Annotated in this window: 10 protein-coding genes and 1 other annotated feature; of the genes, 9 read left to right on the top strand and 1 reads right to left on the bottom strand. The window is 48.8% G+C overall.

From position 1 onward, the window contains the following. Position 1 precedes the first annotated feature (1 nt). The 7 genes from V7126_RS04755 to ysxE all read left to right on the top strand — a co-directional run bounded on the left by V7126_RS04755 (position 2) and on the right by ysxE (position 7,465). Positions 2-832 carry a cytochrome c biogenesis protein gene (locus V7126_RS04755; RefSeq protein WP_046132052.1) on the top strand — a complete coding sequence of 277 codons (831 nt, stop codon included), beginning with the start codon at positions 2-4 and terminating at the stop codon, positions 830-832. Between the two features lie 35 nt (positions 833-867). Further along, positions 868-1,809 carry a hydroxymethylbilane synthase gene (gene hemC, locus V7126_RS04750; RefSeq protein ID WP_335496990.1) on the top strand — a complete coding sequence of 314 codons (942 nt, stop codon included), beginning with the start codon at positions 868-870 and terminating at the stop codon, positions 1,807-1,809. Next, complete coding sequence (locus tag V7126_RS04745; protein ID WP_335496987.1) at positions 1,799-2,587, top strand: uroporphyrinogen-III synthase; 789 nt, start codon at positions 1,799-1,801, stop codon at positions 2,585-2,587. The genes hemC and V7126_RS04745 overlap by 11 nt, the downstream gene beginning before the upstream one ends. Positions 2,588-2,590: 3 nt before the next feature. Continuing rightward, a complete protein-coding gene (gene hemB, locus V7126_RS04740) occupies positions 2,591-3,565 on the top strand; it encodes a porphobilinogen synthase (protein WP_335496985.1) in 975 nt (324 codons plus the stop codon). A gap of 26 nt (positions 3,566-3,591) precedes the next feature. Beyond that, a complete protein-coding gene (gene hemL / locus V7126_RS04735; RefSeq protein ID WP_046132056.1) occupies positions 3,592-4,887 on the top strand; it encodes a glutamate-1-semialdehyde 2,1-aminomutase in 1,296 nt (431 codons plus the stop codon). A 123-nt stretch (positions 4,888-5,010) separates the two neighbouring features. Beyond that, entirely contained in the window at positions 5,011-6,426 is a 1,416-nt protein-coding gene (locus V7126_RS04730; protein WP_175075668.1) for a LysM peptidoglycan-binding domain-containing protein, read from the top strand. Between the two features lie 16 nt (positions 6,427-6,442). Next, on the top strand, positions 6,443-7,465 hold the full coding sequence (ysxE, locus tag V7126_RS04725) for a spore coat protein YsxE (RefSeq protein WP_046132058.1): 1,023 nt from the start codon (positions 6,443-6,445) through the stop codon (positions 7,463-7,465). Between the two features lie 36 nt (positions 7,466-7,501). Here the strand turns inward: ysxE and V7126_RS04720 are convergent, their stop codons facing one another. Then, complete coding sequence (locus V7126_RS04720) at positions 7,502-7,693, bottom strand: hypothetical protein (RefSeq protein ID WP_082094150.1); 192 nt, start codon at positions 7,691-7,693, stop codon at positions 7,502-7,504. Positions 7,694-7,861: 168 nt separating this feature from the next. Beyond that, positions 7,862-8,093, top strand: a binding site (T-box leader). Between the two features lie 60 nt (positions 8,094-8,153). On the opposite strand from V7126_RS04720, the gene V7126_RS04715 reads away from it, so the two are divergent. Together V7126_RS04715 and V7126_RS04710 are read left to right on the top strand one after the other, a co-directional pair. Continuing rightward, positions 8,154-10,796, top strand: coding sequence for a valine--tRNA ligase (locus V7126_RS04715; protein ID WP_175075667.1), 2,643 nt, complete (start codon positions 8,154-8,156; stop codon positions 10,794-10,796). 75 nt (positions 10,797-10,871) lie between these two features. Further along, the gene (locus V7126_RS04710; RefSeq protein WP_175075666.1) at positions 10,872-12,170 is read left to right on the top strand and encodes a bifunctional folylpolyglutamate synthase/dihydrofolate synthase; all 1,299 of its coding nucleotides are present in this window, start codon (positions 10,872-10,874) and stop codon (positions 12,168-12,170) included. Positions 12,171-12,189 lie beyond the last annotated feature (19 nt).

The following is a 12,189-nucleotide window of genomic DNA, read 5'->3' as shown; positions in this document are numbered from 1 at the left end:
CATGACGGATACACTGCTAGCAAGGCTTAATGAAGGCACGATCGTGTTATATGCGCTCAGCGTTCTCTTTTATTTTATAGATTTTCTACAGCACAACCGGAAGGCAGGCAGAGCGGCCTTCTGGTTGCTTTCTATTGTCTGGATTCTTCAGACGGTGTATCTTTTTTATTTTATGTGGTATACCGAGGCGTTTCCTGTGCTGAATAATGTGCAGGGTCTTTATTTTTATGCCTGGGTGCTTGTCACGCTGTCCCTTGTATTGACAAAGCTCTTGAAGGTGGATTTTCTCGTCTTTTTCACAAACGTGATCGGCTTTTCCATGGTTGCGATTCATACGTTTACACCGACTGCACAGCAGTCGGCGGAGCTTTCGGGCAGGCTGGTGTCAGAGCTTCTGATCATTCATATTACGATGGCGATTCTCTCATACGGAGCATTTTCTTTGTCATTTGTCTTTTCAATGCTTTATCTTTTTCAGTACAATTTATTGAAAAAGAAAAAGTGGGGAAAATGGCTTTTGAGAATCGAGGATTTGGCAAAGCTTGATTACATGGCGTACGTCCTTAATATCATCGGCGTGCCCATGCTCCTCTTGAGCCTGATACTCGGAATCATCTGGTCATATGTGTCGCTTGAGACCCTGTACTGGACGGACCCGAAAGTGCTCGGCTCCATCGTGCTTCTCTTTTTATATGGTTATTATTTATTTATCAGGATCGTCAAAGAGCTGCAGGGGAGGATCGCGGCTATGTGGAATACCGCGTCTTTTCTTGTTCTCTTAATCAATTTCTTTTTACTAGGCAGCTTTTCACAATTTCATTGGTTTAGTTAAAACGGTTGCCCGTACGGAAATGGGAGGAAGAACATATGAGAAATATCATCGTAGGCTCAAGAAGAAGCAAATTGGCGATGACCCAGACGAAATGGGTAATCAAAAAACTGGAGGAACTGCATCCGAATGTTACATTTGAAATAAAGGAAATCGTGACGAAAGGCGACCGGATTCTTGACGTCACCTTGTCAAAGGTCGGCGGAAAAGGCCTTTTCGTTAAAGAAATCGAGCAGGCCATGCTTTCGGGAGAAATTGATATGGCCGTTCACAGTATGAAAGACATGCCGTCCGCGCTTCCGGAGGGCCTTGTGATCGGATGCGTTCCGAAGCGGGAGGATGTCCGCGACGCGCTGATTTCAAAAAAACGTCAAACACTCGCAGAGCTTCCGCAGGGGGCGGTTGTCGGCACAAGCAGCCTGCGGAGAAGCGCCCAGCTTTTGCAGATCCGTCCCGACCTTGAGATTAAATGGATCAGAGGGAATATCGACACAAGGCTCAAAAAGCTTGAGACAGAGGAGTATGACGCGATTATTTTAGCGGCTGCCGGCCTTTCGAGAATGGGATGGAAAGACGATGTCGTGACGGAGTTTCTTGAGCCTGAGAGCTGCCTGCCTGCAGTCGGGCAAGGCGCGTTGGCGATTGAGTGCAGAGCTGCGGACGAAGAGCTGCTAGGCCTGTTATCCGGGCTGAATGACCGTTACACAGAACAGACTGTCACCGCTGAACGCGCTTTTCTTCATGCGATGGAAGGCGGCTGTCAAATTCCGATTGCGGGTTTTGCCGTGATGAATAAAGAAGATATCATCGAACTGACCGGTCTTGTCGCCTCTCCGGACGGCAAAACGGTATACAGGGAAAAGACGGGCGGGACAGATCCCGCAGCCGTCGGCAAAGAGTGCGCCGGACGGATGGCGCAAAAAGGAGCCAAGGCTTTAATTGACCGGGTCAAACAGGAGCTGGACGATCATGAATCGTGATCTTCCTCTGCAGGGAAAGAAGGTGCTCGTCACCCGCAATAAAGCGCAAGCCCGGTCATTTGGAAAAAAGGTGAAGGATTTGGGAGGAGAAGCGGTATTAACCTCTTTGATCTCGTTCCGGCCTGCTCTCTTTTCTGATCGGGCCCCGCAATTTCAAGCGGACATCGGCCGGGCGGACTGGCTTGTCTTTACGAGCGTAAACGGAGCGAAATTCTTTTTTTCTTACATGGAAGATCACGGAATCAGGATTTCGGCCGCATCCAAGGCGAAGGTTGCCGCTGTCGGCGAAAAGACCGCCCGATATTTAGAAGACAGGAATGTCGGGGTTGACCTTATTCCGGAACGTTACGTCGCTGAAGAGCTGGCTGAAGCGCTGCGGCAAAAAATCGGGCCGAGTGACAAGGTAGCGGTTTTGAAAGGGAATTTATCGCGCGATGTTATAAAAGAAACCCTTACTCCGCTCGGCATTGACATTTCGGAGTGGGTTTTGTATGAAACCGTCCCTGATACGGATGGAATGCGTCTGCTCAAAAGTGCGGCGTCGCGTGAAGCGTTTGATTTCGTGACGTTTACGAGCTCTTCGACCGTACATGCGTTTATGAGCATGTTGAAAGAGGAGAGCAAAAGGTGGGCTGAAAAAGGCACATCCTTTATCAGCATCGGGCCTTTGACGAAAAAGGCGCTCTCGGAATACGGGATCCCTTCAACTATGCCGGAGGTTTATACAATTGACGGAATGCTGGATGCGATGTGCAGCATTTCAAGAAAAGGAGAATGACAAATGAAAGCATCATTTCACAGACACCGCCGTCTGCGGACAACGGCAGGCATGCGGAAGCTTGTCAGAGAAACCGAATTAAAAGCGTCAGACTTTATTTATCCGATTTTTGCAATCGAAGGAGAGAACATTAAAAGTGAAGTGCCTTCAATGCCCGGCGTGTATCAGCTGTCACTGGACAGACTGAACGAAGAACTTGAAGAAGTCGCAAGCCTCGGCATTCAATCGGTTATCGTTTTCGGCGTGCCGGAACATAAAGATGCTGTCGGAAGTGGAGCATATCATGACCATGGTATCGTCCAAAAAGCGATCGCAAAAATAAAAGAGGACTTCCCGGAGCTTGTCGTAGTCGCCGATACGTGCCTTTGCGAATATACGGATCACGGCCACTGCGGCCTCGTCGAGAACGGCGAAATCTTAAACGACGAATCGCTCGCTCTCTTGGCGAAGACGGCGGTCAGCCAGGCCAGGGCCGGCGCTGACATCATCGCGCCGTCCAACATGATGGACGGGTTCGTTGCCGCCATCAGGGAGGCGCTTGATGAAGAAGGATTTACGAACGTGCCGATTATGTCTTACGCTGTAAAATATGCGAGTGCGTTTTACGGGCCGTTCCGCGATGCAGCGGGAAGCAGCCCGCAGTTCGGAGACCGGAAAACGTATCAAATGGATTACGCCAACCGTCTGGAAGCCATCAGAGAAGCAAAATCCGATGTTGAAGAAGGCGCCGATTTTCTGATCGTCAAACCGACTCTCTCCTATTTGGATATCGTCCGCGACGTGAAAAACGAGTTCAATCTGCCTGTCGTAGGATATAATGTGAGCGGAGAATATTCGATCGTAAAAGCGGGAGGCCAAAACGGCTGGATCGATGAAAAAGCGCTTGTCCTTGAAATGCTGACAAGCATGAAACGGGCAGGCTGTGATTTGATCATCACGTATTTTGCAAAAGATGCAGCAAAATGGATTGCAGAATAACGAAAATCGACTGGAGGTTTTAGCGAATGCGGAGCTATGAAAAATCTAAAGCGGCTTTCAAAAAAGCCCAGCAAGTGCTGCCGGGCGGAGTAAACAGTCCGGTCCGCGCGTTTAAATCGGTAAACATGGATCCGATTTTCATGGAACGGGGCAAAGGTTCGAAGATCTATGATATCGACGGAAACGAATATATTGATTACGTCTTATCATGGGGTCCGCTCATTTTGGGACACAGCAACGAACAAGTTGTGAAAAGCATTCAAGAGACTGCGCAAAACGGGACAAGCTTCGGTGCGCCGACCGAGCTGGAAACAGAGCTCGCTGAGCTTGTCATTGAACGCGTCCCTTCCATAGAAATCGTCCGGATGGTCAGCTCGGGAACCGAAGCGACGATGAGCGCATTAAGGCTTGCACGGGGATACACGGGCCGGAATAAAATCGTGAAATTTGAAGGCTGTTACCACGGGCACGGCGATTCGCTGCTCATCAAGGCGGGCTCCGGAGTCGCGACGCTCGGCTTGCCTGACAGCCCGGGTGTTCCTGAAAGCATTGCCAAAAATACGATTACAGTTCCTTACAATGATCTCGAAACGATGAAGCTTGTCTTCCAAGAGTTCGGAGACGACATCGCCGGTGTTATCGTTGAGCCTGTAGCAGGCAACATGGGTGTCGTTCCGCCTGTTAAAGGGTTCCTTGAAGGGCTCCGCGAGCTTACCGAAACATATGGTGCGCTGTTGATCTTTGACGAGGTTATGACGGGCTTCAGGGTCGATTATAATTGCGCCCAAGGCTATTTCGGCGTGACGCCTGATTTGACGTGTCTCGGAAAAGTGATCGGCGGCGGGCTTCCAGTCGGCGCGTACGGAGGAAAAGCTGAAATCATGGAGAAAATCGCGCCGAGCGGACCGATTTATCAGGCCGGCACATTGTCCGGCAACCCGCTTGCCATGACAGCCGGGCTCGAAACATTGAAGCAGCTGACGCCTGATTCTTATCGGGAATTTTCACGGAAAGCGGATCTTCTTGAAAAAGGAATTTCTGAAGCCGCCCGGAAAAACGGCATCCCGCATACGTTTAACCGGGCGGGATCGATGATCGGCTTCTTTTTCACAGACGGGCCTGTCATCAATTATGAAACCGCCAGACAGTCTGACCTCAGCCTGTTTGCCGACTATTACAAAGGCATGGCGGATGAAGGCGTGTTCCTGCCGCCGTCACAGTTTGAAGGGCTGTTTTTGTCAACCGCCCACACGGATGAAGACATTGAACATACGATCAGAGCGGTTGAACGGGTGTTCAGCGCGATCAGCCGCAAAAAGTAAAGAACGAAGGAGGCTGCCGGCATTGCCGGCGGCCCTTTTTTTTATGTTCATATTTTGCCGTTTTTTTTCATACATCTTTACTGACATCTAATTTTAAAAATTAGGTGAAGGGAGGATATCAGTTTGCCGCAAAACCACCGTTTGCAATTTTCTGTGGAAGAGTCGATCTGTTTTCAAAAAGGACAGGAAGTATCGGAATTGTTATCGATATCATTGGATCCTGACATTTCCGTTCAGGAAGTGAATGATTACGTATCAATACGCGGGTCATTAGAGCTGACAGGCGAATACAACATAGATCAAACCCGGGAGTATGCTGAGCTGCCTGCGACAAGCCGATTTGTGGAAGACGTAAAATTGAAAGGGGACGGAAGCGCCGAGCTGACGCATTGCTTTCCCGTAGATATTACGATTCCGAAAAACAAGGTGAATCATTTAAACGATGTATTTGTGTTTATTGATGCTTTCGATTATCAGCTGACAGATGCCCGCATGCTGACGATTCAGGCGGACTTGGCGATTGAAGGCCTGCTGAATGTGAGCGGGGAAGAAGAGGAGAAAAACGGGGCGCACACCCCGCCGGTCCTGGGGGAAATTCCTCAGTATGAAGAAGAACCTGAACCTGCGTACCGGTCTTATCCGGATGAAGAAGACGATCCTGAAGAAAAGACGTTTTCCATTAGCCTAGACGCTCCGTACGATGACCAGGAAGTAGAAGAAGAAACATACGAAGATGAAGATGAAACCGATGAACAAACGGTTCCGATTTATCAATCGTTTCTCGGAGAATCCGGAAACGAAGCAAAACCGTTTTTTGCCGCTTCATTGTCCGCTGCGGAAAGAACGAAGCGCGAGCTGGAAACGCAAAAGGAAACTGAGGAAGTAAGAGAAGAGGTAAAAACAGAACGGAATATGGAAGAAAGCAGCAGGGATGCAAAAGCGGAACTGAGAATGGAGGAAAGCAGCAGGGACGCAAAAGCAGAACCGAGAATGGAAGAAAGCAGCGGGGACGCAAAAGCGGAACCGAGAATGGAAGAAAGCGAGGCGGCGGAAGAGACGGCGGAACCGTTATACAGGTCTTATTCCGATTCTGAAGAAACAAAGGAAACACCGTTTTTCGGCGTTCCTCCTATTCTGCATGATGAAGAAGAGCAGGAGGAAAGGGAGTCCTTTGAAATTGAAGTAAAACAGGAAACAGCAGAAGAAGAACCGGAGCCGAGCCATTCCATCGTAATTCCGGAATACTCTTTTCATGAGCAGGAAGAGCCTGAAGAAGAACGGGATGACAACGCGGAAGAAGAAACGAAAGAGAACGATAACGCGCTCTATTTAACGAAACTGTTTACAAAACAAGGGGAGGAGGAGTTTGCGCGAATGAGGATGTGCATCGTTCAGCAAAATGATACAATCGACCTTCTGTGCGAACGTTACGGCATTAATGCCCAGCAGCTCATCCGGATGAATTCCCTTTCTCTTGATGAAGAATTAAAGGAAGGACAAATCCTTTATATTCCCGATTATCAAAACAGCCATGCCTGATGCGTGGTGAGCAGAAATGGAAGATATCCAGTCTGTTTTGCATGAATACGGGCTTGCCGCTCAATATGTTGAGCCCGTCAGTCGAAAAGTGTGGAAAGTATATACGAACCACGGCGTATTCGCCCTGAAAAAACTGGTCGCTTCAAGGAATGCCCGTTTTACGGAGCAGATGATCATCCTTGAGGAGAAGGGCTACAGAAATTTCGTTCCCGTTTACAGAAACCGATCAGGGGAATTTTTGACCGGTGCGGGTGCTGATGTCTGCTATTTAATGCCGTGGCTTTCGCTTCAAAAAGAGGAAGAGCGCGATCAAAAGCACGAATATTTATTTCAGGAAATCGCTCTTATTCATCAGAAAACGGAAAAAGAAACCGATATAAGGCAAGAGGATACGCTCGGGCACTATGAACGGACAAAACGAAAATGGGAAGCGCAAAAACAAAGATATGAAGAGTTTCTCACAGTGGCGGAAAAAGAATGGTACATGTCGCCATTTCAGCTTCAGGCCGCGATGTATTACAAAGAGACGCTGTCCGCCGTCGATTTTGCGCTTGAACGTCTTGATGAGTGGTACGAAGCCATCAAAGGTAAGGAGTCTTCCAGACTCGTCTTAAACCACGGGCAATTGTCCGTCCGCCACTTTCTGTATAATGATATGGGCACGGGCTACTTTACCAACTTTGAGAAGGCGGGATACGGGCCGCCTGCAAATGACCTGATCGTATTTTTTACGAGAATGTTTAAGACAAATCCCGTCATGTGCCCGGAATGTGTAAGCTGGTTTTATACGTATCACAAAGTCTACCCTTTGCGCGATGAAGAAATCAGCTTGTTTTTAAGCTATATGGCTTATCCGGCAGCCGTATTTGACGAGCTGAAACGCTATCAGACGGGAAAACGCTCCGGAGAGAAAGAAGAATGCACAAGACTGCTGAAGGCGTATTGGCAAATGAAAAATGCGGAGCCGCTCGTAATGGGCATCCATCAAACAGAAGAAAACCGAAAACTCCAGGCAGAAACAGAGTCCCCATCATCATGATGCGGACTTTTCTGCTTGCAGCAGGCCTTGCCTGTTTTATATCCAGTCAAGGTGAAAGGCGCATGCAAGGAATATGAGAATACCCAACAGGAGAACATCAAACGTCGTTGGAAAGAAAAGGGTTCGAATGCCTTGAAAGATCGTAAGCGGGAGGATGACTTGAACACCGACAAGCTTTATCTGTTTCAGCCACGGCTGGAGCGAGTGAATGTTGAACTTTTTCCGCACCTTATGCCTCCTCTCCTTTTCGTTACAGCATCATATGAGAAAACGAAGCTTGTGTGCATGGCCCAATCTTGTATAAAACGGGAGAAAAACGGCAAAGATGATTGACGAAAATGAAAAAGATTTAGTAATATAAGAACAAGAAAAAAGTACGTGCTGAAAAATCAATGATCACCCGCTTTGAATGGGAAGAGTACAAAAACAGACGCTTACAGAGAGGGACTCCTAGAGCTGAAAGGTTTCCCAGCCAGTCTTTTTTGGAAGGTCGCCCAGGAGCGCAATTTCTTGAACATAAAAGTAGAGAAATTCGGGAAAGGCCCGTTATCCCATTAAGTGCGTGAATGCCTCATTCGGCGTTCATGAAAAAAGGTGGTACCGCGAGAGAGTTCTCTTCGTCCTTTTAACAGGATAAAGAGGACTCTTTTTCTATTGATCAGCCGTTTATATTGCTGGAGGTTTGAAAATGGATAAACAAGAACTGACGATGCCGACAAAATACGATCCGGCCAAAGTCGAAAAAGACAGATACGAATATTGGGTGAACGGCAAGTTTTTTGAAGCTGCAAACGACTCTGACAAAGAGCCGTATACCGTTGTCATTCCACCGCCGAATGTGACAGGGAAGCTGCATTTGGGACACGCGTGGGATTCGACGCTGCAGGATATCGTCACGAGAATGAAGCGGATGCAGGGGTATGACGTGCTGTGGCTTCCGGGAATGGACCACGCCGGAATTGCGACACAGGCAAAGGTTGAAGCCAAGCTGCGCGAGGAAGGAAAAACCCGCTATGATCTGGGGCGTGAAAAATTTCTCGAGGAAACGTGGAAATGGAAAGAGGAATACGCCGATTTCATTCGCAGCCAATGGGCAAAGCTCGGTCTTGGCCTCGATTACTCAAGAGAGCGGTTCACTCTTGATGAAGGGCTCTCAAAAGCGGTTCGCGAAGTCTTTGTGAAGCTTTATGAAAAAGGGCTGATTTACCGGGGAGAATATATCATCAACTGGGACCCGGCCACAAAAACGGCTCTGAGCGACATCGAAGTCATCTATAAAGACGTTCAAGGTGCATTCTACCATATGCGCTATCCGCTGAAAGACGGCTCAGGCTCGATTGAGATCGCGACGACCCGTCCGGAAACGATGCTCGGAGATACGGCGGTTGCGGTTCATCCGGAAGATGAACGGTACAAACACCTAATCGGAAAAACGGTCGTTCTGCCGATCACGGGAAGAGAAATTCCGATTGTCGCTGATGATTACGTCGACATGGAATTTGGTTCAGGTGCGGTGAAAATCACGCCGGCTCATGATCCGAACGACTTTGAGATCGGAAACCGCCACAATCTGGAGCGGATTCTCGTTATGAATGAAGACGGAACGATGAACGATAATGCCCTTCAATATAAAGGCATGGACCGTTTTGAATGCCGCAAAGCGATTGTGAAAGACCTACAGGAACAGGGCGTTCTTTTCAAAATCGAAGAGCATATGCATTCCGTCGGTCACAGCGAGCGCAGCGGCGCAGTCGTTGAACCGTACCTTTCAACGCAATGGTTCGTCCAAATGCAGCCGCTGGCCGATGCGGCAATCGAATTGCAAAAAAGCGAAGGCAAAGTCAATTTCGTACCGGAGCGGTTTGAAAAAACATACCTTCACTGGATGGAAAATATCCGCGACTGGTGTATTTCACGCCAGCTTTGGTGGGGCCACCGGATTCCGGCCTGGTATCATAAAGAAACGGGTGAAGTCTACGTCGGCGTTGAAGCGCCTGAGGATGCCGAAAACTGGGAGCAGGACAAAGATGTTCTTGACACGTGGTTCAGTTCGGCTCTGTGGCCGTTTTCGACGATGGGCTGGCCTGATGTCGATGAGGAAGATTTCAAGCGCTACTATCCGACTAACGTTCTTGTTACAGGATATGACATCATTTTCTTCTGGGTGTCCAGAATGATTTTCCAAGGCATCGAGTTTACGGGCGAGCGTCCGTTCAAAGACGTCTTGATTCACGGATTGATCCGAGACGACCTAGGCCGCAAGATGAGCAAATCGCTCGGAAACGGGGTCGATCCTATGGAAGTCATCGAAAAGTATGGAGCCGATTCACTCCGCTATTTCCTGGCGACCGGAAGCTCGCCTGGACAGGATTTGCGCTTCAGCTTTGAAAAGGTCGAATCTACATGGAACTTCGCAAACAAGATTTGGAATGCCTCAAGGTTTGCGTTGATGAACATGGACGGTATGACGTATGAAGAACTCGATTTATCAGGTGAAAAATCGGTTGCAGATAAATGGATTTTAACGAGATTAAACGAAACGATCGAAACGGTGACACATCTTGCAGAAAAATACGAATTCGGCGAAGTCGGCCGCCATCTCTACAACTTTATTTGGGACGATTTCTGCGACTGGTACATCGAAATGGCCAAACTTCCGCTTTACGGCGATGATGAAGCGGCCAAAAAGACGACACGCTCCGTTTTGGCGTATGTACTGGATCAGACGATGCGCCTCCTGCATCCGTTCATGCCATTTTTAACAGAGGAGATTTGGCAGCACCTTCCTCATGAAGGTGAATCGATTACGGTTGCGAAGTGGCCTGAAGTCGTCAAAGCATATTCCGACGAAGAGGCTGCGGCAAATATGAAGCTTCTCGTTGAAGTGATCCGTGCAGTGCGGAATATCCGCAGTGAAGTCAATACACCGCTCAGCAAACAGATCGAGCTTTATATCAAAACGAGCTCGCCTGAAGTCGCCGGGCGCCTTGAAGAAAACCGCTCTTACGTGGAACGCTTTACAAACCCGAGCGTGCTTGAAATCGGAACGGACGTCAAGACGATTGATAAAGCGATGACTGCCGTTGTATCAGGGGCAGAGTTGATTTTGCCGCTTGAAGGGCTGATCAACATTGACGAAGAAATCAGCCGCCTTGAAAAAGAGCTCGGTAAATTGAACAAAGAAGTCGAACGGGTTCAGAAGAAATTAAGCAATTTAGGCTTTATGAAAAAAGCGCCGCAGCACGTCATCGACGAAGAGCGGGCGAAAGAAGCCGATTATACAGCAAAACGCGAAGCCGTCGAAAAAAGGATCGCCGAATTGAAAAACTAAAAAAGGAAAAGCGAGGTGTTTTTCGGTCTTCACAAGGCCGGAAAACACCTTCATCATTGAAGGGAGGGAACAGGCTTGTTCAACACGTTTGAAGAAGCGCTAAGCTGGTTGAACGGAAGGCTGAAATTCGGCATCAAGCCGGGGCTGGAACGAATGGAGTGGCTGCTTGATGCGCTCGGGCACCCGGAGAAAAAAATGAAAGCTGTGCACGTTGCCGGAACAAACGGAAAAGGGTCGACGATCGCCTTTATCCGCTCGATAATGCAGGAAGCCGGATATACGGCGGGCACGTTCACTTCCCCTTATATCGTAACCTTCAACGAACGGATCAGCGTGGACGGCATTCCGATTTCAGATGAGGAGTGGACGGCGCTTTTCAATGAAATCGCACCGCTCGTCCTGGAGCTGGAAAAAACCGAACTTGGGGCGGCCACCGAATTTGAAATCATCACCGCTTGTGCATTTTTATATTTTGCTGCATACCGCAAGACCGATTTTGTTATTTTTGAAACGGGCCTTGGCGGCCGCCTTGATTCGACGAATGTCGTCGAACCGATATTGACGGTCATCACCTCGATCGGCCGCGACCACACCGCGATCTTGGGAGATACACTGGAAGAGATCGCGGCTGAAAAAGCGGGAATCATCAAGCAGGGCGTGCCCGTGTTAACAGCTGTTCATCAGCGTGAAGCTGCCGGTGTGATCAAACGCAAAGCTGCGGAAAAATGCGCTCCGTATATATCCCTTCAGGAGACTTGCGACATATACGGGGAGCTCTCTCTGCCGGATGGCGAACGGTTTTCGCTAAAGACGCCTGAGCAGCAGTACGAACAGCTTGAAACCGGCCTGATCGGCACCCATCAGCGGCAAAATGCTTCTTTGGCGGTTCTTGCAGCTGAATGGCTCGCCGCGGAAAATTACGCCGATATCAGCCGGGAAGCGCTTCGTGCCGGTTTGAAAAAAGCGGAATGGGCCGGCCGCTTTGAAAAAGTGCTGGAACAGCCGCTTACATATATTGACGGCGCTCATAACAAAGAAGGCGTCGGCCGTCTGACCGAGACGATAGCCGCTCACTTTGGGGATCGGAACATCCACGTTTGTTTCAGCGCCTTAAAAGACAAGCCCTATCAGGATATGATCCGCGAAATAGAGGCGTTTGCATCTTCGGTTCATTTTACATCGTTTGATTTTCCGAGAGCCGAATCCGCTCAAAAACTGTACGAGCAAAGCCGGGCCCGCTATAAAACCTGCGGCGAAAACATCGACTCCGTGTTTCGGTTTATCGAAGAAAAAGCTGCGGATGAAAAAGCCGTCGTGATCATTACGGGCTCGCTCTACTTTATTTCCGCCGTCAGAGCGGCATTGAAACGATAAAAGGCAAAAATGCGTTTTT

This window comes from Bacillus sp. JJ675, from assembly GCF_036963165.1.
GTDB classification, from domain to species: domain Bacteria; phylum Bacillota; class Bacilli; order Bacillales; family Bacillaceae; genus Bacillus; species Bacillus glycinifermentans.
The sequence above is the reverse complement of the archived record's forward strand: the minus strand, read 5'-3'. Positions and strand labels throughout refer to the sequence as shown.